The sequence below is a fragment of the Legionella maceachernii genome (assembly GCF_900167045.1).
Lineage (GTDB): Bacteria > Pseudomonadota > Gammaproteobacteria > Legionellales > Legionellaceae > Tatlockia > Tatlockia maceachernii.
This window is the reverse complement of sequence record NZ_FUXJ01000005.1, coordinates 128388-148424: the sequence shown is the minus strand read 5'-3', so window position 1 is coordinate 148424 and position 20037 is coordinate 128388. Positions and strand designations below refer to the sequence as shown.

Below are 20037 nucleotides of genomic sequence, written 5' to 3'. Positions count from 1 at the left end.
AATGTCCTGAGTTAACTCATAAGTAAGTTGCATCTTGCCCTCGACCTACCCATTATTCTACCGAAGTGTTGATGCACTTCGCGTAATACAATATTGCGAACCCGCCTATTTTCCGCTAATGTCATTAATTGCCTTATCAATTTAAAGTGATCAATCTGATGACAAAGGAAGTTCTTCTCTCTTTAAATGCCCGTAAACAAACCATGGTTGAACAACTTCACCATCTTTGTGAAATCAATTCAGGAACTGAAAATTTGCAAGGGTTATCCCTCGTATGCCAAAGTCTAAAAACCTTGTTTTCTCCGCTGGCGGATGAAATTGAGACATTAAAGCTTCCCCCAATCACTCTCATGAACATGAGCGGGGAAAGCATAGCCCAGCAATGTGGTGACACCCTTCTCATTCGCAAACGTCCTGAGCTGAAACGACGAGTTCTATTAAGTGGTCACATGGATACGGTCTATGGGGTCAATCACCCCTTTCAAACACTGACTTATGTCAATGATAATCAACTCAATGGACCCGGGGTAGCAGATATGAAAGGCGGTTTACTGGTGATTCTTCATGCGCTCATCAGCGTTGAAGAAAGTAATGCCTCCAAAAACTTAGGCTGGGATGTGTTAATTAATGCGGATGAAGAAATTGGCTCTCCCGCATCCAGCCCCCTTTTTGCTGAACTAGCCCATCATCATCAAGCGGCTTTAGTGTATGAACCTGCAATGACGCCCAGTGGCACGCTCGCTAAAAATCGACGCGGTAGCGGCAAAGCCACTCTCATCGCCACTGGAAAATCTGCCCATGTGGGCAGGGCCTTTTCGGAGGGTCGCAATGCAATCTGTTATTTAGCAGAAACTATCACAGCAATTCATGCACTCAATCAGCAAGACAATGGCATCACAATTAATATCGGTAAAATTGCCGGGGGAGGAGCCTTGAATGTTGTTCCGGATAAGGCCGTTGCCAAATTAGATATTCGCATTACCAAACCTGAAGATGAATATTGGGTTAGACAACATCTTAATGAGATCATCAGTACTATGAATCGTGAAGATTACTCATTAACACTTCATTGTGATTTTGGTCGCCCAGTTAAACGGGTTTGCTCCGCTACAGAACGTTTATTTGCTCGGCTTCAAAAAGCAGGATGCGAATTGGGTTTGTCAATTGATTGGCAAGACAGTGGTGGTTGTTGCGATGGAAACAATTTTGCTCAGCTCGGTTTACCCGTGATCGATACTCTGGGTGTTCGCGGTGGAAATATTCATAGCGCAGAGGAATTCATTTTACTCGATAGTCTAACAGAACGCGCTGCACTAAGTGCCCTACTACTCATGGACTTAGCAGAGGGTGGGCTCGAGGAGCTAAAAACATGATGCTTTTTCGCAGCGCTCATACCGCTGATTTAGATGCCATTCATCAATTAGCTGAGCATTGCGGTGTCGGAATGACTACGCTACCGAAAGATAAAGAACTCCTGCATCATCGTCTTGATTGGTCTTGTCAATCTTTTCGTAAGACAGTGAATTTCCCAAGCAATGAATATTATTTATTTGTGTTAGAAGATCCCGAGTCCTCAAAAGTAATAGGCACCGCTGCAATTGCTTCGGCAATAGGACACGATGCCCCCTTCTATTCTTATAAATTATCGAAACGGACACGGATTTGTCGCGCATTAAATATTCGAAATGATTATGAAATTTTAAGCCTGGTTAACGATTATCAGGATGCAAGCGAGGTCTGTACACTCTTCTTAGAGCCTGCTTTTAGACACAGCGCAAATGGTTTGCTTCTTTCCCGCGCTCGATTCTTATTTATGGCCCACTTCCCAACGCGCTTTTCCCCCATTGTCATTGCAGAAATGCGTGGTATCTCGGATGATGCGGGTCACTCTCCTTTTTGGGATAATGTAGGTCGTCATTTTTTTCATATGCCTTTCCCTGAGGCGGATCGCTTGACACTATCTACCAATAAACAATTTATTGCTGATTTAATGCCAAGAAATTCCCTCTACGTTAAACTGCTCGCTCCAGCAGCCCAGGCGGTCATTGGCAAACCACATCAATCCACAGCGCCGGCTATGAATATTTTGCTTCATGAGGGTTTTCGCTATAACAACTACATTGATATCTTTGATGCAGGACCGACACTAGAGGCACCTCGTACACAAATAAAAACAATTGCGTCAAGTGGCATTATGACGATTAAAAGTCTCAGTGATGAAGTGAGCGCTAAACGACTTCTGCTTTCTAATACCAAACTTGATTTTCGTGCCACAGTAAGCCAAGCGATTTTAAATGAACCCCAGGGTTCCTGCATCATCAGCAAGAAAACCGCCCAGCTTTTAAAAGTAAAAGTGGGTGATTGCCTGCGAATCGCCCCTTTACAACAAGAGCAAGCCACCCCTGCAAGCGAGTCGTACTATGAAAAACAATCCACAAAATAGCAAGACAGCCGATCATTACATCAACGGACAATGGATGAATGGCCAAGGTGAAAATTTTATTTCAAAAAATCCTGCAGATGGCTCCATCATTTGGCGAGGAAATAAAGCCACCATTGCAGAAATCGCTTTGGCTTGTGAAGCAGCTCATTTAGCGCTCCCACATTGGTCTTCGCTTGAGGTACAAACTCGAACTCATTATCTACAGGCTTTCGCCAAAGAAGTCGAAGCAAGACGTCAAGAACTGGCCTATTTAATCGCGTTAGAAACTGGGAAACCCCTATGGGAAGCCCAAACCGAGGTGAGCGCAGTGGTAAGCAAAGTGAATCTTTCTATTCAAGCGTATCAAGAACGCAATGCAGAAAAGGAGTTTGCTCTACCTGAAGCCAATGCCTGTTTGCGTTACAAGCCACATGGTGTTGCCGCGGTATTGGGTGCCTTTAATTTTCCAGCTCACCTCAGTAATGGCCATATTGTTCCTGCTCTTTTAGCGGGTAACACTGTTGTTTATAAACCCAGTGAACTTACGCCAGCTGTTGCTCAATTCATAATGCAATGCTGGCATGAAAGTGGCCTACCTAAGGGGGTCCTTAATTGCATACAAGGTGATGGTTTTTGCGGTAAAGCCCTGCTCTCTTTTGATGTGCAAGCAGTGTATTTCACCGGTAGCTATAAAACAGGGAAACAAATTCATCAACAGTTTAGTGACAAACCTGAAGTGATTTTAGCGCTTGAGATGGGCGGCAATAATCCACTCATTATTGATGAAGTTAAGAATAGCCAAGCTGCTGTTTACCTCAGTCTTCTTTCATCAATGATTACCGCAGGACAGCGCTGTACTTGTGCAAGACGACTTTTTATTCCAAATGGCACTGCAGGAGAGCGCTTTTTAAAGCAATTCATTAAAAGTTGTCAATCACTTCGTGTAGGCAAATTTAATGACAAACCTGAGCCTTTTATGGGGCCTGTCATTACTCACGAACAGGCTCAAACACATCTAAAAGCTCAACAAGAGCTAACCGCTCTTGGTGGTCATGCACTGCTCACCATGTCATTATTAGCCGAAGACACCGGCCTGCTTTCTCCCGGTATTATGGATATGACGTCGATTGCAAACGTACCTGATGAGGAGATTTTTGCACCATTCGTGCAAATCTATCGCTATAATGATTTTGAAGAAGCCCTTTTTTTAGCAAATCAAACCCGTTATGGATTAGCTGCTGGTTTGTTATCAGACAATCTTAAGCATTATCAGCACTTCTATAAACACATTCGAGCAGGACTTATCAATTGGAATAGACCAACGACAGGGGCCGTAAGTAGCCTGCCTTTTGGCGGAGTGGGTTGTAGCGGTAACCACCGGCCAAGTGCTTATTTTGCTGCAGACTATTGTGCTTATCCGATTGCGAGTTTGGAGCAGTCTCATCTAACCTTGCCAGAGCAGTTATTACCTGGCATTAATTTGGAATAATAATGCGGGTACAGGTCTACGAGTTAAATATGGATGGCTTAGTCGGGCCAAATCATAATTATGCAGGTTTGTCTGTAGGCAATATCGCCTCCACATCTAATGCACTGAGTGTTTCAAATCCGCAAGCCGCGGCGTTGCAAGGCATCGCTAAAATGCGTTTGTTACATCAACTTGGTCTCAAACAAGCTTTATTACCTCCGCATCAACGCCCAAATTTGCAATTACTCCATCAGCTAGGATTTACAGGTACCCCAGCACAGCAAATCGAAAAGGCCTATCATACAGCACCAGCGCTGCTGGCTGCTTGCTATTCCGCTTCAGCCATGTGGACAGCAAATGCAGCAACCGTCTCTTCTAGCCTCGATACTGCTGACAATCGCGTTCATTTTACTGTGGCTAACCTTATTTCGAATTTACATCGACATCAAGAAGCTGTTTTTTCACAGGCGTTATTAAAAAAAATATTCAATGATGAGAAATTTTTTGCCCATCATCAGATATTACCTAACAGTTTTACGACAAGTGACGAAGGTGCTGCTAACCATAGTCGTTTATGTGCTTCTCATAATGCTGCTGGAATTAACCTTTTTGTTTATGGCAAAGAAGCGCTTAAAACCGGACAGGTAGAAAATCCAGTTAAATATCCAGCGCGGCAAACCCTTGAAGCCTCCCAGGCTATCGCCCGCGCACATTTGCTTAATCCAGAGAAAGTGATTTTTGCTCGCCAAAATCCAAAAGCAATTGATCAGGGTGTTTTTCATAACGATGTCATCGCTGTCGCTAATGAGTCCATCTTATTCATTCATGAAGAAGCTTTTGTTAATCAATCGGATGTTCTTACGGAACTTAGACGCAAGGCTGATTTTCACGTGCAAGTGATTGAGGTGAATAGTCAACGCCTTAGCGTTATGGACGCAGTAAACAGTTATCTTTTTAACTCTCAACTTGTTACCCTTCCTGATGCTAAGCAGATCATGAGTTTAATTGCACCCGCAGAATGCGCAAATAACTCTGCCGTTAAAACCTTAGTTGAAGAGCTAGTGGCAGAGACGACAAATCCCATTACGAGCGTCTATTACCTCGATCTGAAGCAAAGTATGCGCAATGGTGGCGGACCAGCCTGTCTACGGCTAAGAGTTCCTTTAGTACAAGACGAACTTACGGCGATGCATCAAGAAGTCTTAGTCACCGAGGCCCTTTTGAATAATTTAGAGCAATGGGTCATGCGCCATTATCGTAATCATCTGCACCCTAGTGATTTGGCTGATCCTCAATTCATCGATGAATGTTTATCGGCTTTAGATGAGCTCAGCCAAATAATAGCACTCGATTCGATTTATCCTTTTCAACGTGAAGTCAGCAGCTGAACATGTGGAAAACTTTCGCAGGACATTGTATTTATCACTCACCAACCGGTATTCGCGTTTTTCAAAATCCGATTTTTCGTTGGCTGCAGTTTGAAAGCAGAGCAATACAAACATTAATAAATCGCTATTATCCACAACAGCCGGGTTTAAGCTATATTAAAACGCTTATTTTTGCTGTGTCGCTGCAACCCACGAATTGTTGCATGCTAGGATTGGGTGGAGGAGGAGCAGCACATGCACTGTCCCCTCTTTTGGGCAAAGACAAGCTCGTCATTGTTGAAAATGATGATGAGGTGATTGAGGTCGCTTCTCGGTTTTTTATGATTAATGAATTAGATAATCTTTCTATTATTCATCAAGAAGCCAGTTCATTTGTGCACGAATGTCAAAATCAGTTTCAGCACCTTTTAGTGGATCTGTTCGACGCCGATACTTTTCCTGCGAGTTGTAATACTGAGGAATTTTTCTTTCATTGCAAACGATTGTTAAAACCTGGTGGTATCCTCGCCGTAAACTTAGCAAATCGCCATGAGCAATGGCCAATTTTTAAACTTATCCAAGAACAATTTTCCTATGCAACCCTTGTTTTACCTGTGCTGAACTCTGCAAACATGATTGTACTTGCACAAAATAATGATTCAATCATTCCTCTTTTGGACTTATTAAAAAAGAATACCAGATGTAAAAAAATCGCTTGGGACAGTAAATGGGGATGCGTGGCTAGAATCAAATGAGGCTCCATAAAAGAAAAGCACGGTCATCTTTCGCAAACTGCTTGTCGTCTTGAACATAGTGAAGAATCTTCTGTGTTTGTCATCCAGAACATAGTGACGAATCTTCTGTGTTTGTCGTCCTGAGCGTAGTGAAGGATCTCCCGTTGTTTGTCGTCTCCTGAACGCAGTGAAGGATCTCCTGTTGTTTGTCGTCCTGAGCGTAGTGAAGGATCTCCTGTTGTTTATCGTCCCGAACGTAGTGAAGGATCTCCTGTTGTTTGTCGTCCTGAACGCAGTGAAGGATCTCCTGTTGTTTGTCGTCCCGAACGTAGTGAGGGATCTCCTGTTGTTTGTCGTCCTGAGCGAAGCGAAGGATCTCCTTAGTGGAGTTACTGCCAAGAGTCGGGAGGTCCTTCGCGTTGCTCAGGATGACAGGGGTATTGTCGTCCTGAGCGAAGCGAAGGATCTCCTTGGTGGGGTTACTGCCAAGAGTCGGGAGGTCCTTCGCTTTGCTCAGGATGACGGTGGTGTTGTCGTCCCGAATGTAGTGAGGGATCTCCTTAGTGGGGTTATTGCCAAGAGTTGGGAGGTCCTTCGCTTCGCTCAGGATGACGGTGGTGTTGTCGTCCTGAGCGTAGTGAGGGATCTCCTTAGTGGAGTTACTGCCAAGAGTCGGGAGGTCCTTCGCGTTGCTCAGGATGACAGGGGTATTGTCGTCCTGAGCAACGCGAAGGATCTCCTTGGTGGGGTTATTGCCAAGAGTCGGGAGGTCCTTCGCTTTGCTCAGGATGACAATGGTGTTGTCGTTCCGAACATAGTGAGGGATCTCCTTGGTAGGGTTACTGCCAAGAGTCGGGAGGTCCTTCGCTTTGCTCAGGATGACAGTGAGTTGTATTGTCGTCCCGAACGTAGTGAGGGATCTCCTTAGTGGGGTTACTGCCAAGAGTCGGGAGGTCCTTCGCTTTGCTCAGGATGGCATAAGAGGGGGAAAGTAACTATTAAATTTCCATCAAATCTTTTTCTTTTTCCTGCAAAGCAACATCCACATCAGCAATATGTTTGTCGGTAATTTTTTGGATAACCTCGGCAGCACGACGTTCATCATCTTCAGAAATTGACTTATCTTTAACTAATTCCTTTAAATGATTGTTTGCATCACGACGAATATTGCGAATTGCAACTCGTGCATGCTCACCCTCGCCACGAACTACTTTAATGAGCTCCTTTCGGCGCTCTTCAGTTAAAGGTGGCATTGGAACTCGAATTGCATTACCCGCAGTTGCTGGGTTTAAGCCAAGATCAGACGTTAAAATGGCTTTTTCAACAGCAGCAACCATCGATTTTTCCCAAGGAGTGACCACTAGAGTGCGCGAGTCACTGCTTGTGATGTTTGCAATTTGATTTATGGGTGTGGGATTTCCATAATAATCGACTATGACATGGTCAAGAAGACCTACATTTGCTCTTCCCGTTCTTACTTTGCCTAAGTCATTTCGAAACGCTTCAACAGCCTTCTTCATCCGCTTTTCAGTATCTTGCTTAATATCATTGATCATGGTTTGCTCCTACTATAGTTCCTACTTGTTCACCTAGAACAATTTTCTTTAGGGCATGGGGTTCGGCAAGGTCAAATACTTGTAAAGGCATGCCATGGTCCTGACATAAACAAATTGCCGTGGCATCCATTACCTGTAATCCCTCTTGTAATACCTGCTTGTATGTTAAGTAATCATAGCGGATGGCATTAAAATTTTTAACAGGATCATCGGAATATATTCCATCAACCTTTGTCGCTTTCAAAACAACGTCAGCGCCGACTTCAATGGCTCTCAGGCACGCAGCTGTGTCAGTAGTGAAAAAAGGATTACCAGTGCCTGCTGCAAAAATTACCACATGTCCATTGCGTAAATGGGTAATTGCTTTACGTCGATGGTAAGGATCAACAATGCCAAGCATAGGAATAGCCGACATAATACGAGCAGGTAAATCAATGCGCTCAAGCGCGTCACGCAAAGCTAAAGCGTTCATTACCGTCGCCAACATACCCATATGATCACCGGTTACACGGCCAAGCCCAGCTTCAGATAAAGCTTTTCCACGAAATAAGTTTCCACCACCAACAACCAAACCGACTTCAACACCCATATGGATAAGCTCAGCGACATCTTTAGCAATGCGATCCAGGACAGAGGGGTCAATCCCGGATTGAGATTTCCCCATCAATGCCTCACCACTGCATTTTAGTAAAATGCGTTTATACTTTAATTTAGGGTGATTATCGTCCATCATTGATCACGAACCTGCGCCATTACTTCTTCAACAAAATTATCTTCTTTTTTCTCGATGCCTTCACCCACTTCGTAACGGACGAAAGAGATGATTTCAGCATTTTTTTCTTTCAGTAATTGACTCACTTTCTTGTTAGGATCCTTCACGTAAGGTTGCCCCATCAAGCTCACTTCATCGAGGAATTTATTAATACGACCTTCAATCATTTTATCGATGATTTCTTGCGGTTTTCCGCTTTCACGAGCTTGAGCGGTAAAGATATCACGCTCATTTTCGATGGCATCAGCAGGAACTTGCTCACGATTAATAACTAATGGGCGGCTAGCTGCAATGTGCATAGCGATATCCTTAGCTAAGGCCTCATCGCCATTTTTTAAAGCCACCATCACACCAATTCGAGTACCATGCAAATAAAAACCAATAACGCCATCGCAACTCATGCGAATCAAACGACGTAATTTAATGTTTTCTCCGATTTTGGCAATCAACTCTTGTCTCGCCTGTTCAACGGTAACATTCGTTCCAACTAATTTCGCATTGGCTAGCGCATTAATGTCTTCTGAACCTTGCAGTGCTGTTTCGACAGCTTTGTTTGCAAAAGCGGTGAAGCTTTCGTCACGAGCAACGAAATCAGTTTCACTGTTAATTTCAAGCATAACCGCAGTACGACCATCGTCAGAACGTGCAATAACGACAACACCTTCTGCCGCAACTCTGTCTGCCTTTTTGTCTGCTTTTGCTTGCCCTGCTTTACGCATCTCAGAAATTGCTAACTCAATATCACCGTTAGTAGCAATTAAAAACTTCTTACATTCCATCATACCAGCGCCAGTACGCTCCCGAAGTTGCATAACTAATGAAGCACTAATTGACATATAAAATCCTCCGCATAGCAAAAGGGGTAGGTGTTATTTGCAATAGTCATCTTGCGTCATTCTTTTAAAGCAAGATGACTAATTCATCCCTACCCCTGAAAAATATTACTCATCTGTCTTTTCTGATTCTTTTTCAGCAGCAATTTCTACAAATTCAGCATCAGAAGCAACACCACCAACAGTATTTCCACGTTTAGCATCAAGTATAGCATCGGCAATGCAACGGACGTAGATATCTACTGCGCGCATAGAATCATCGTTACCAGGAATAACATAATCAACATTATCTGGATTGTTATTCGTATCAACAATACCAATCACAGGGATTTTTAAACGACGAGCTTCCTCAACAGCAATGTGCTCAAAGCCAACATCAACAACAAATAGCGCATCGGGCAAACCACCCATCTCTTCTATACCCCCTAATCCGCGCTCTAGCTTTTCTAACTCTCGAGTCAGCATTAAGGCTTCTTTTTTAATCATTGCGTTAAATGCACCCTTTTCGCGCATTTCTTTCAATTCTTTCAGACGGAAGATGGATTGACGAACAGTTTTATAGTTAGTCAGCATACCGCCTAACCAACGATGATCGACATAAGGCATACCACAGCGCTTTGCGTGCTCTCGAACACTGTCTTGTGCAGCTCTTTTAGTACCAACAAATAGAATTTTTGCTTTATTGGCTGCCAAGCGTCCAACATAGTTAACCGCATCATTTAACATGGGCAGCGTTTTTTCTAAATTAATGATATGAATTTTATTTCTTGAACCAAAAATGTATTCAGCCATTTTTGGGTTCCAAAATCGGGTTCTATGTCCAAAGTGGGCACCCGCTTCAAGCAGTTCACGCATACTAACATTCATTTTTTTCTCCAGGGTTAGGCCTCCACGCTTCCCATACGGCACCCATGCGGGACCCTGTCGTATGTGACGAAGCGTGTGTGTATTTAAAAAGCGCGATAGTTATACCACAATTAGGTCTAATCATCAATGAATTAGCCTCCTCCCCGGCAGAAAGTAGATTCATGGAAGGGCAAAAATCGAATTTCCCGTCTATAATCTTTCTTGCCGTAATCAATAACTTTAACTAAGGACAGTATGATGAACAAACCTATTTTAAGGATAATCATTGTTGCTTTCTCTTTGATAGCAGGGCAAGTTTTTGCTGAATCTCAAAATCAGCAGCAAAAACCGCAAGATCAACAACAAACAAACAAATCCTGCGGTTGTAAAGAAGCTAAATTTAAGCAAATGATTAACTCATTGCATTTAAGCAGCGACCAGCAAGCTAAAATTAATGCAATTAAGGAACAGGCCAAAACAACCATGCAAGCGAATCATCAGCAAATAAAAGCGCTTCGCTCTCAACTCAATCAGCTCGTTGAATCGGACAACATGGATGAATCTAAACTGGATAGTCTAATTAATCAGAAAAAAGAACTCATGGCGTCAATGATAAAAACAAAAATGATGGCCAAGCATCAAATGTATGCCGTATTAAATACGCAACAAAAGGCACAATTTCAACAAATGATGCACCAAATGCAAATGGAAGACTAAATAAGATAATGCTTTCTGCAGGACTTGCGAAGCCTGCAGAAATAAAATTCAAGCGCTTTATGGAAATAACCACTAGGAGGGATATGACGCATTACACGCCACTCATCACCATCTTAGTTGCTGGTTTCGGTTTAGCTTTTATTTTTGGTTATCTTGCCCATTGCTTACGTATTTCTCCTATCGTCGGATACATCATCGCAGGCGTCGCTATTGGTCCATCAACACCTGGTTATATCGCGGATCGGGCCTTAACGGCTGAATTAGCAGAAATCGGCGTTATCTTATTAATGTTCAGCGTTGGACTTCATTTTTCTTTGTCTGATTTACAATCCGTTAAAAAAATTGCCATTCCAGGTGCCATTGCTCAAATGATTATCGCTACCTTATTAGGGATTGGTTTTTCTTCCTTAATTGGATGGCCTCTAGCGACTGGATTAATTTTTGGCCTGGCTTTATCCGTTGCAAGTACAGTCGTGCTAATTCGTGCTTTAGAAGAATGGAATTTTCTTAAAACCATTAACGGCCGAATAGCGGTTGGTTGGCTGATTGTTGAAGACTTGGCGATCATCATCATCCTTATTTTCCTTCCTTCTCTTGCGGCAATGACCGGTATCCAAGCAGCAGAAAAATCAAGCGCATCACCGTTTTTCTTAGTCGGGGTTACCCTACTTAAAGCCATTACTTTTTTTACCCTGATGCTCATTTTCGGCCGACGATATTTGCCCCGACTTCTTGCGAGCGTCGCTAAAAAGGGTTCGAATGAATTATTTCGTTTAGGTGTTTTAGCCATCGCTCTTGTGGTGGCATTTACCGCCGCTAATTTATTTGGTGTTTCTCTTGCGTTAGGTGCATTTTTTGCGGGTATGTTTTTGAGTGAATCAAAATTAAGTAGCCGTGCAGCCGAAGAAACATTGCCTTTGCGAGATGCCTTTGCTGTGTTATTTTTTATTTCCGTAGGTATGCTGTTGCGGCCTGAAATTTTGATTTCGCAACCACTTCTCGTCTTAATGACGGTATCAATCATTATTATGGGAAAAAGCTTTATTGCCTTTTTTATTGTTCGGCTATTCCATTATCCTTTTCATACCGCACTTATCATCTCAGTAAGTCTTGCCCAAATTGGCGAGTTTTCCTTTATCCTTGCTCAGCTAGGCTATAAACTGGAAATGTTGTCTGAACAAGCAAAAGATTTAATCCTTGTCGGTGCTATAATTTCAATTATGATTAATCCAATGCTCTTTGCCCTAATTAATAGGTTCAAATCTGAACAAATTCGCGACACAAACTAATTTTTATCGCATAATCGCTTATGCTAATATTGTTAATTTTGGGATTGCAAAATAATGGCAGTAACAATTAAAACCCCTGAAGAAATTGAAAAAATGCGGGTAGCTGGTCGTCTTGCTGGTGAAGTGCTCGAAATGATTGGTCCTTATGTGCGTGAGGGAATTACAACCGACGAATTGAACACAATCTGTCATGACTATATTGTCAATGTACAGCAGGCTATTCCTGCTCCTTTAAATTATAATGGTTTTCCTAAATCCATATGTACTTCAATTAATCATGTGGTTTGCCACGGTATACCGGGGAAAAAGGCACTCAAGGAAGGTGATATTATCAATATTGATATCACCGTCATTAAAGACGGTTACCATGGCGACACAAGCAAGATGTTTTTTGTTGGCGAACCCTCCATTAAAGCCAAGCATGTCGTTGATGTCGCCCATGAATGCCTTTTTATCGGCATTGAAATGGTAAAGCCAGGCGTCCGCTTAGGCGATATTGGTTATGCAATCCAGACATTTGCTGAAAAAAACCGCTGTTCAGTCGTGCGTGAATATTGTGGACATGGCATTGGACGTATTTTTCACGAAGACCCTCAAGTGCTTCACTATGGGATCCCTGGCACTGGAGAAATATTGCGGCAGGGTATGACTTTTACGATTGAGCCCATGATCAACGCCGGTAAACATCACACTCGGCTCCTCCCCGATAAATGGACAGTGGTCACCAAAGATCATAGCCTCTCTGCACAGTGGGAACATACTCTTTTGGTCACAGAAGATGGGGTAGAAATACTTACTTTACGTAATGAAGAACGATAACCTGTCTTTCAAGCAATCCATTAATCAGTTCAAAAATGAGCTATGTGAAGAATTTAAGCAAAAAACCAACATTAGTACACTCACTCACAAACTGGTGGGTTTTATTGATGAGATTCTCCTCACTTTATTTCAAAAAAACCGCCTGCACCTGAGTAATCAATTTTGTTTATTAGCGCTTGGAAGTTACGGGCGGCGCGAACTCCAACTGCACTCAGATGTTGATTTACTGTTACTCCATTCAGAAAAAATTACAAAATCACAATTGCAGCATGCTCAAGCGTTTATTCAAGATTGCTGGGATGTCGGCTTGGAAGTGAGTCATCAACTGACCACAGTAGACGCTTGCGCTGAGTTAGCCGCACGCGATCTCAGTGTCATTTCAAGTATTTTAGATATGCATTTGCTGTGTGGACGCGGTAGTTTAATGGAAGAGCTCCTGTATCAAACTCATCCTCTTCACATGTGGCCCAGTCATGATTATTTCTTTGCCAAGCAGCAAGAGCAGCTGCGGCGTTACGCCAAGTATGGAGAAACTGCGTATAATTTGGAGCCGAATGTTAAAAATGGACCAGGGGGATTGCGCGATTTACAAATTTTATTATCCATTGGCAAACGCCATTTTGGCATTAAAAAACTAGCTGATGGAATCAATTGCGGCTTTATTACCGATAAAGAATACGAAGAATTGATCGCATGCCAACATTTTTTGTGGCGAGTTCGTTTTGCTTTGCACTTATTATCTGAGAAACAGGAAGAGCGTTTGCTATTTGATTATCAAATGAAATTAGCAGCACTTTTCGGGTTCCACGATAATGCACACTCACTTGCTATTGAGCAGTTTATGAAGACTTATTTTAAAGTGATTAAGCGAAGCCGAGAGCTCAATGAAATGCTTTTACAATGGTTCGCTGAAGCAATTGTGCATCAACAAAAGCAGCGCATAACCCCTCTTAATCGTTATTTTCAACTCTCAAACAATTACATTGAAGTGAAGAACAACAGGATTTTCGCGTATAAACCGCAAGCGTTACTCGAAATCTTTCTTTGGATTGCTAAAATACCAAATATTGAGGGGGTTCGTGCCAGTACGATTCGCTTGATTCGTCAGCATCTTTATTTAATCGGCAATCGTTTTCGTCTCTCCAAATTCGCTACACAAACGTTTCTTGCTTTATTTGAAACAGAAGATCCTTATGAAGCCCTGCATCATATGAATCGTTATGGGGTTTTGGGACGATATTTGGATTGTTTTGCTGCCGTAACAGGACAAATGCAATATGATTTGTTCCATGTTTACACTGTTGATCAACACACCCTCTTTGTCATTCGTAATCTTGCCCGATTTTTAAAAGCGGAGTATGCCAACCAATTCCCTTTAGCCGCCAAATTGATGTCTCAAATAAAGAATCGCGCTATTTTATATTTGGCAGCGCTCTTCCATGATATTGCTAAAGGACGAGGTGGAGATCATTCAGAGTTAGGTGCTGAAGAAGCAAAACAATTTTCACTGCGGCATAAACTAAGTGAAGAAGCATCAAACCTCTTAATTTGGCTGGTACGCCATCATTTGCTCATGTCACAAACCGCTCAGCGACAAGATATTTATGATCCCAAAACCGTACAACATTTCTGCAGTCAGCTACCGCGCGCTGAATACCTCGACTATTTATACTTGCTTACTGTCGCCGATATTTGTGCCACTAATCCTGCGTTATGGAACGCCTGGAAGGATTCGCTGTTAAAAGAATTATATCGCGCAGCGAATCAACTCATGCAACAAGCAAAGCTTTCACTGGATGAAACGTCATTGATTAGCTCCCGACAGCAACAAGCTTTAAAAATTCTTACAGATGATGGCATTTCTCATTCAATCATTCAAAAGGTATGGGCTAATTTTAAAGAAAAGTATTTTCTTCACCAACCGGCTGAGGTGATCGCTAGGCATACAAAAGCCATTATTCATTGCAAAAAATACCCCCTCGTTATGATTATGCCTCACCACAGTGAAGGCGGCACAGAAGTTTTCATTTACATGCCCCATCGTGATGAACGGTTTATTATTACCACAACCGTTCTTAGCAACCATTATGCGACCATTCAAGAAGCCACCATCTTAACGTGTGATAATAATTATGACTTAGATACTTATATTATTCTTGATGAGCAACATCAGGCCTTTTTCGATAAACAACGAACCGCAGGTATACAGAAAGCGCTTGAGGAACAACTGGCGAATACAACCGAATTACCCACTATCACACGTCGTCGATTATCACGCACACAAGCGCATTTCAAATTAAAGCCACAAATTACTTTTGAAGAGACTGAAGCGCATTTTAGTCGTTTATTTTTAGTAACTCCTGACCGCCCCGGTTTGTTAGCGAGCATTAGTCATGTTTTTCTCAGTCATGAGATTCACTTACATAATGCTAAGATTGCAACAGCCGGTGAACGTGCAGAAGACATGTTTTTTATTTCTACTTTAAAGGGACAGTCTTTAAATACCAAAGAGAAAGAAAGCCTTAAACAAGCTTTAATTGCCGAATTAACTCATTTGGATTAAAACCTTTCCTATCGTCGGATTTTAAAAAAATCGGCAAGGAGTTTCGCGCATTTTTCTTGCATAATTCCTTCGTCGATGCGCACTTGGTGATTTAGAGGATAGCCGCGAAGCAAATTATATACTGAACCCGCCGCGCCGGCTTTAAAATCACGAGTGGCAAAAACTAATCGTCCTATGCGGGCATGCACTAATGCTCCAGCACACATGGGACAAGGCTCTAAGGTCACATAGAGGGTGGTGTGTAATAGGCGATAATTATTAAGCGTTGCTGCCGCTGAGCGAATAGCGAATAATTCGGCATGCGCACAAGGATCATTCGTTTGTAGTACTTGATTCCACCCACTTCCCAGTAAATTGTTTCCTTCGGAAACAAGAACAGCACCTACTGGAATCTCTCCTTGCTCTTCGGCTTTTAAGGCCAGCTCGTAAGCCTGTGCCATCCAAAATAAATCGCTCATTCCCATTCAATGGTTGCAGGTGGCTTTCCTGAAATATCATAGGTCACACGTGACACTCCTGGGACTTCATTGATGATACGGTTAGAGACTTGAGCTAAAAAATCCCAGGGCAATTGTGCCCAATGCGCAGTCATAAAATCAATGGTTTCAACTGCGCGAAGGCAAATGACATAATCATAACGCCTTCCATCCCCCATCACCCCGACGCTTTTTACGGGTAGAAACACGGCAAACGCTTGACTTACTTTTTGGTATAAATCAGCTTTATGTAACTCATCAATGAAAATGGCATCTGCTTGACGTAATATATCTGCATACTCCTTCCTCACTTGACCAAGAATGCGAACGCCAAGCCCTGGTCCAGGGAAAGGATGCCGATAAACCATGGTGTAGGGTAAACCGAGCTCTAAGCCAATCTTGCGTACTTCATCTTTAAATAATTCGCGAATGGGCTCTAGCAATTTTAAATTTAACTCTTCAGGTAATCCACCTACATTATGATGAGATTTAATGACTGCTGACGCGCCTTTTGTTTTAGTGGCGGCAGACTCAATGACATCAGGATAAATAGTTCCTTGTGCTAACCATTTTACATTGGGGATACGGTGCGCCTCTTCATCAAACACTTCGACAAAAGTTCGACCGATAATTTTCCGTTTTGTTTCTGGGCAATCCACTCCTTCCAGCGCTTTAAAAAATTTTTCTTCAGCATCAACAGCAATGATGCGTATTCCCATGTGTTGACCGAACATTGACATCACTTGTTCAGCCTCGTTTAAACGCAATAATCCGGTATCAACAAAAACACAAATTAATTGATCACCAATTGCCCGATGCAGTAAAGCAGCAACGACAGAAGAATCAACACCACCCGAAAGGCCGAGGAGTACTTGGTCATCCCCTACTTGCTCGCGAATATTCTTAATGGTTTGCTCGATAATATTATCGGGAGTCCAAGTGGTTTCCGCCTTACAAATATCAACAACAAAACGCTCCAGAATACGTAATCCTTGCAAGGTGTGAGTGACTTCGGGATGAAATTGCAATCCGTACCAGTGGCGTTCTTCGTTAGCCATGCCTGCAATAGGTGCATTGCGTGTTTCACAAATCACTTTAAAACCAGGCGGAAGTAAAGTCACCTTGTCGCCATGACTCATCCAAACATCTAATAAGGCTCGGCCATCCTGAGTCGTTCTGTCCTCGATGTTGTCGAGCAACTGACTGTGACCGTGCAATTTTAATTCAGCATAGCCGTATTCACGTAAAGGAGAAGCTTGGACTTCACCACCCAGTTGAACAGCCATTGTCTGCATTCCGTAGCAAATACCAAGTAAGGGCAATCCCGATTCAAATAACCATTCAGGTGCACGCGGGTTGCTATGCTCTGTGACCGTTGAGGGGCCACCTGATAGAATAACACCGCAGGGAGAAAGTGATTTTAAGCTGTTAGAGTCAATATCATAAGGGTGGATTTCGCAGTACACTCCCATCTCTCGTACGCGTCTTGCAATCAACTGGGAATATTGTGAACCGAAATCGAGAATAACAATAGGTTTTTGGGCGATAGCTCTCATCTTAATTATCAACCTGATAATTAGGCGCTTGTTTAGTAATACTTACATCATGTACATGAGATTCACGCATTCCCGCATTAGTTACTTGAACAAACTGTGCCTTTTCATGAAGTTCTGCTATGGTATTACAACCAGTGTATCCCATACAAGAACGAAGCCCTCCCATCATTTGATGAATAATCGTCTGTACAGGGCCTTTATAAGGAACTCTTCCTTCAATTCCCTCTGGAACTAATTTCTCAGCACCTTGGCTTGCGTCTTGAAAATAACGATCGCTTGAGCCTTGCGCTTGGGCCATAGCACCAATAGAGCCCATACCTCGGTAACTCTTATAGGTGCGCCCCTGGTACAGCTCGATTTCACCGGGTGATTCTTCAGTTCCAGCGAACATTCCACCTAACATCACCGTATCAGCACCTGCAGCCAAAGCCTTGCAAACATCACCTGAAAAACGAATTCCCCCGTCCGCAATAACAGGAACACGCCCCTTAAGACCCTGTGCAACATTGGCAATAGCAGTCACTTGAGGGACACCAACACCCGTCACAATCCGTGTGGTACAAATGGAACCAGGACCAATGCCTACTTTTACAGCATCTACTCCTGCTTCAACTAAATCTAAAGCGGCTGCGGCCGTAGCAATATTACCGCCGATAACTTGGACATCAGGAAATTGTTGTTTTATCCATTTTACGCGGTTAAGAACACCTTGTGAATGACCATGCGCAGTATCCACTACGAGCACATCCACTCCAGCCTCTACTAAAGCAATGACACGTTCGTCGGTGCCCTCACCCACGCCAACTGCAGCACCCACGCGCAATTGCTCCGCACTATCCTTACAAGCAAAGGGATTCTCTTTCGCTTTTTGAATATCTTTAACCGTAATTAATCCCCGAAGATTAAAGGCATCATTAACTACGAGTAATTTTTCGATACGATGCTTATGAAGAAGACTGCAAACCTCTTCACGGCTTGCACCTTCTTTCACCGTGACCAGCCGCTCTTTAGGCGTCATGACGGCAGAAACAGGTAACGCCAGATTGGTTTCAAAACGAATATCTCGACTGGTTACGATACCGACTAAAAGGTCCCCATCTACCACGGGAACGCCAGAAAAATTATGCTTTGTCATTACACTCAGCAATTCTCTCACACTCATGTTAGGAGTGACTGATATCGGATCTTTCACCATTCCACTTTCAAATTTCTTTACTTTGCGCACCTCTTCTGCTTGAGCTGAGATACTCATGTTCTTATGAATAATTCCAATTCCACCGTCCTGAGCCATGGCAATTGCCAAGCGGGCTTCCGTGACGGTATCCATTGCAGCAGAGATTAATGGAATATTTAATTCAATTTCGCGAGTGAGGGATGTTTTTAAAGAAACTTCTTTCGGTAACACGGTCGAGTGGGCAGGGACCAACAACACATCATCAAAAGTCAATGCTTGTTGCACAATAGAAAGCGACATACCACACTCCTACGGTTAGATTAACCGGATATTATATAACTATTATAGAAAACAGGGAAGAGTTTAGGTTTGAATAATTCTTAGGTGGAGGGTATCTTACCGAACTTATTACGCTTTGTTAAAGGTTTATGGCCGAAAGTGAAATTTCACTGCGATCCAAAGGTTAAAAACCTAAGCATGCAATCCATTTATAATCTATCTTTTAACCATAAACCCGCTTATTGTAGGCTTACTAGTGCTTTTTTACTCACTCAAAACAATACTTTAGGCTGAAATTCGGTAAGCAAATTGAATTGATTGTTCAAATCAATAGCTGGGTCCGCCTAACCTCATTAGTATCTATGTATTGCTCTTCCTCTCTGTTTTGATTATTACGTTTATAAAAAAAAGTACCTGCTGCTACAGCTCCGAGCACGACACCACCTGCTAACAAGGTAGCAGCCAAGGGAATCGAACCAACGACTCCCGCAGTGACTATAGCAGCCACACATAAACCAATCCCCCCTACTGCAGCAGTTGCAAATAAAGCATCTAATAAGAATGAATGGTTTTTTTCGGGCTCGCTGTGATTTAATGTCAATACGGGTTGTTGATCTTCAGTCGTTTTTTCCTCATGCCTCTCTTTCTGTTTCTTCTTGGCACGAAATATCTCGTCAAAAGTATCTTTCAATTGTTCAAGACCATCGCCTGATTTAGCACTTGTTTTTACATGATAAGTGATTCCATGTTCAATCTTCCATTGTGTAACTTCGTCTTCAGATACTTGTGGGGAACCCTCCAGGTCAGAGCAAGTTTCAACAAGAACAAATTGGCAATCTTGTTCAACGTAAGTTTTTAGTCTATCAATGTCTGCTGTAATTTTATAAAAGCTCTCTTTTTTTCTTGGATCGAAGCATAAACAAATAATCTTTGAGCCTTTATAATACAACCTTGTGATAGATTCATAGCGGCTATCACCACTAAGGTCCCAACATTGATATCTATTTTCAGGGGTATTAAAGAGAATAAAATCTACCCCAACAGTTGCTTTATAATCTTCGTTAAATTTAATTCCATCAAGTCTCTTAACTAGATTAGTCTTACCAATTTTTGTCGCACCATGAAACGATACTTTTAGCGTCATAACATAAAGCCTTCAAATCAAA

The 20037-nt window shown here is 42.6% G+C and carries 18 protein-coding genes; 9 read left to right on the top strand and 9 right to left on the bottom strand.

Annotated elements, in window-relative coordinates:
- Window positions 1-158 precede the first annotated feature (158 nt).
- Genes B5D33_RS05210 through B5D33_RS05190 form a run of 5 tightly spaced genes read left to right on the top strand, consistent with a single transcriptional unit; the run spans window position 159 to window position 6012 of the window.
- Window positions 159-1373, top strand: a complete 1215-nt coding sequence (locus B5D33_RS05210; RefSeq protein WP_078767348.1) for a hydrolase — start codon at window positions 159-161, stop codon at window positions 1371-1373.
- Window positions 1370-2443, top strand: a complete 1074-nt coding sequence (locus tag B5D33_RS05205) for an arginine N-succinyltransferase (protein WP_058451588.1) — start codon at window positions 1370-1372, stop codon at window positions 2441-2443. Before B5D33_RS05210 ends, B5D33_RS05205 begins: the two co-directional genes overlap by 4 nt.
- On the top strand, window positions 2421-3911 hold the full coding sequence (gene astD, locus B5D33_RS05200; protein WP_058451589.1) for a succinylglutamate-semialdehyde dehydrogenase: 1491 nt from the start codon (window positions 2421-2423) through the stop codon (window positions 3909-3911). Before B5D33_RS05205 ends, astD begins: the two co-directional genes overlap by 23 nt.
- Before the next feature lie 2 nt (window positions 3912-3913).
- Complete coding sequence (gene astB / locus B5D33_RS05195; RefSeq protein WP_058451590.1) at window positions 3914-5278, top strand: N-succinylarginine dihydrolase; 1365 nt, start codon at window positions 3914-3916, stop codon at window positions 5276-5278.
- A 2-nt stretch (window positions 5279-5280) separates the two neighbouring features.
- Entirely contained in the window at window positions 5281-6012 is a 732-nt protein-coding gene (locus tag B5D33_RS05190; protein WP_058451591.1) for a spermidine synthase, read from the top strand.
- A 79-nt stretch (window positions 6013-6091) separates the two neighbouring features.
- Here B5D33_RS05190 and B5D33_RS16290 read toward each other — a convergent pair whose 3' ends face one another.
- The 5 genes from B5D33_RS16290 to rpsB form a co-directional block, all read right to left on the bottom strand.
- Complete coding sequence (locus tag B5D33_RS16290; protein ID WP_139364745.1) at window positions 6092-6934, bottom strand: magnesium transporter MgtE N-terminal domain-containing protein; 843 nt, start codon at window positions 6932-6934, stop codon at window positions 6092-6094.
- A gap of 55 nt (window positions 6935-6989) precedes the next feature.
- Window positions 6990-7547 carry a ribosome recycling factor gene (frr, locus tag B5D33_RS05180; protein WP_058451393.1) on the bottom strand — a complete coding sequence of 186 codons (558 nt, stop codon included), beginning with the start codon at window positions 7545-7547 and terminating at the stop codon, window positions 6990-6992.
- Window positions 7537-8280: a UMP kinase gene (pyrH, locus tag B5D33_RS05175; protein ID WP_058451392.1), complete on the bottom strand. Its 744-nt coding sequence runs from the start codon at window positions 8278-8280 to the stop codon at window positions 7537-7539. The genes frr and pyrH overlap by 11 nt, the downstream gene beginning before the upstream one ends.
- Window positions 8277-9155, bottom strand: a complete 879-nt coding sequence (gene tsf, locus B5D33_RS05170) for a translation elongation factor Ts (protein WP_058451391.1) — start codon at window positions 9153-9155, stop codon at window positions 8277-8279. The genes pyrH and tsf overlap by 4 nt, the downstream gene beginning before the upstream one ends.
- A 105-nt stretch (window positions 9156-9260) precedes the next feature.
- Window positions 9261-10019, bottom strand: a complete 759-nt coding sequence (rpsB, locus tag B5D33_RS05165) for a 30S ribosomal protein S2 (RefSeq protein WP_058451390.1) — start codon at window positions 10017-10019, stop codon at window positions 9261-9263.
- Window positions 10020-10253: 234 nt separating this feature from the next.
- Here rpsB and B5D33_RS05160 point away from each other — a divergent pair, with 234 nt between their 5' ends.
- The 4 genes from B5D33_RS05160 to glnD all read left to right on the top strand — a co-directional run bounded on the left by B5D33_RS05160 (window position 10254) and on the right by glnD (window position 15386).
- Window positions 10254-10715 carry a Spy/CpxP family protein refolding chaperone gene (locus B5D33_RS05160; protein WP_078767346.1) on the top strand — a complete coding sequence of 154 codons (462 nt, stop codon included), beginning with the start codon at window positions 10254-10256 and terminating at the stop codon, window positions 10713-10715.
- 83 nt (window positions 10716-10798) lie between these two features.
- Window positions 10799-12004, top strand: coding sequence for a cation:proton antiporter domain-containing protein (locus B5D33_RS05155; protein ID WP_078767356.1), 1206 nt, complete (start codon window positions 10799-10801; stop codon window positions 12002-12004).
- A 54-nt stretch (window positions 12005-12058) separates the two neighbouring features.
- Window positions 12059-12823 carry a type I methionyl aminopeptidase gene (map, locus tag B5D33_RS05150; RefSeq protein WP_058451387.1) on the top strand — a complete coding sequence of 255 codons (765 nt, stop codon included), beginning with the start codon at window positions 12059-12061 and terminating at the stop codon, window positions 12821-12823.
- On the top strand, window positions 12810-15386 hold the full coding sequence (gene glnD / locus B5D33_RS05145; RefSeq protein ID WP_058451386.1) for a [protein-PII] uridylyltransferase: 2577 nt from the start codon (window positions 12810-12812) through the stop codon (window positions 15384-15386). The genes map and glnD overlap by 14 nt, the downstream gene beginning before the upstream one ends.
- Before the next feature lie 8 nt (window positions 15387-15394).
- Here glnD and tadA read toward each other — a convergent pair whose 3' ends face one another.
- The 4 genes from tadA to B5D33_RS05125 form a co-directional block, all read right to left on the bottom strand.
- Window positions 15395-15844, bottom strand: coding sequence for a tRNA adenosine(34) deaminase TadA (tadA, locus tag B5D33_RS05140; protein WP_058451385.1), 450 nt, complete (start codon window positions 15842-15844; stop codon window positions 15395-15397).
- On the bottom strand, window positions 15841-17418 hold the full coding sequence (guaA, locus tag B5D33_RS05135; RefSeq protein ID WP_058451384.1) for a glutamine-hydrolyzing GMP synthase: 1578 nt from the start codon (window positions 17416-17418) through the stop codon (window positions 15841-15843). The genes tadA and guaA overlap by 4 nt, the downstream gene beginning before the upstream one ends.
- A gap of 1 nt (window position 17419) precedes the next feature.
- A complete protein-coding gene (gene guaB, locus B5D33_RS05130) occupies window positions 17420-18892 on the bottom strand; it encodes an IMP dehydrogenase (protein ID WP_058451383.1) in 1473 nt (490 codons plus the stop codon).
- Window positions 18893-19193: 301 nt separating this feature from the next.
- Window positions 19194-20015, bottom strand: a complete 822-nt coding sequence (locus B5D33_RS05125; RefSeq protein ID WP_058451382.1) for a Rab family GTPase — start codon at window positions 20013-20015, stop codon at window positions 19194-19196.
- Window positions 20016-20037 lie beyond the last annotated feature (22 nt).

Excerpts from the sequence above, each read along its gene's own strand:
- B5D33_RS05125 (WP_058451382.1), bottom strand. The coding sequence starts at position 20,015 with ATGACGCTAAAAGTATCGTTTCATGGTGCGACAAAAATTGGTAAGACT.
- astB (WP_058451590.1), top strand. The coding sequence starts at position 3,914 with ATGCGGGTACAGGTCTACGAGTTAAATATGGATGGCTTAGTCGGGCCA.
- rpsB (WP_058451390.1), bottom strand. The coding sequence starts at position 10,019 with ATGAATGTTAGTATGCGTGAACTGCTTGAAGCGGGTGCCCACTTTGGA.
- B5D33_RS05160 (WP_078767346.1), top strand. The coding sequence starts at position 10,254 with ATGATGAACAAACCTATTTTAAGGATAATCATTGTTGCTTTCTCTTTG.
- tsf (WP_058451391.1), bottom strand. The coding sequence starts at position 9,155 with ATGTCAATTAGTGCTTCATTAGTTATGCAACTTCGGGAGCGTACTGGC.
- B5D33_RS05205 (WP_058451588.1), top strand. The coding sequence starts at position 1,370 with ATGATGCTTTTTCGCAGCGCTCATACCGCTGATTTAGATGCCATTCAT.
- pyrH (WP_058451392.1), bottom strand. The coding sequence starts at position 8,280 with ATGATGGACGATAATCACCCTAAATTAAAGTATAAACGCATTTTACTA.
- B5D33_RS05210 (WP_078767348.1), top strand. The coding sequence starts at position 159 with ATGACAAAGGAAGTTCTTCTCTCTTTAAATGCCCGTAAACAAACCATG.
- guaB (WP_058451383.1), bottom strand. The coding sequence starts at position 18,892 with ATGTCGCTTTCTATTGTGCAACAAGCATTGACTTTTGATGATGTGTTG.
- glnD (WP_058451386.1), top strand. The coding sequence starts at position 12,810 with ATGAAGAACGATAACCTGTCTTTCAAGCAATCCATTAATCAGTTCAAA.
- tadA (WP_058451385.1), bottom strand. The coding sequence starts at position 15,844 with ATGAGCGATTTATTTTGGATGGCACAGGCTTACGAGCTGGCCTTAAAA.
- frr (WP_058451393.1), bottom strand. The coding sequence starts at position 7,547 with ATGATCAATGATATTAAGCAAGATACTGAAAAGCGGATGAAGAAGGCT.
- guaA (WP_058451384.1), bottom strand. The coding sequence starts at position 17,418 with ATGAGAGCTATCGCCCAAAAACCTATTGTTATTCTCGATTTCGGTTCA.
- B5D33_RS05155 (WP_078767356.1), top strand. The coding sequence starts at position 10,799 with ATGACGCATTACACGCCACTCATCACCATCTTAGTTGCTGGTTTCGGT.
- B5D33_RS05190 (WP_058451591.1), top strand. The coding sequence starts at position 5,281 with ATGTGGAAAACTTTCGCAGGACATTGTATTTATCACTCACCAACCGGT.
- astD (WP_058451589.1), top strand. The coding sequence starts at position 2,421 with ATGAAAAACAATCCACAAAATAGCAAGACAGCCGATCATTACATCAAC.
- map (WP_058451387.1), top strand. The coding sequence starts at position 12,059 with ATGGCAGTAACAATTAAAACCCCTGAAGAAATTGAAAAAATGCGGGTA.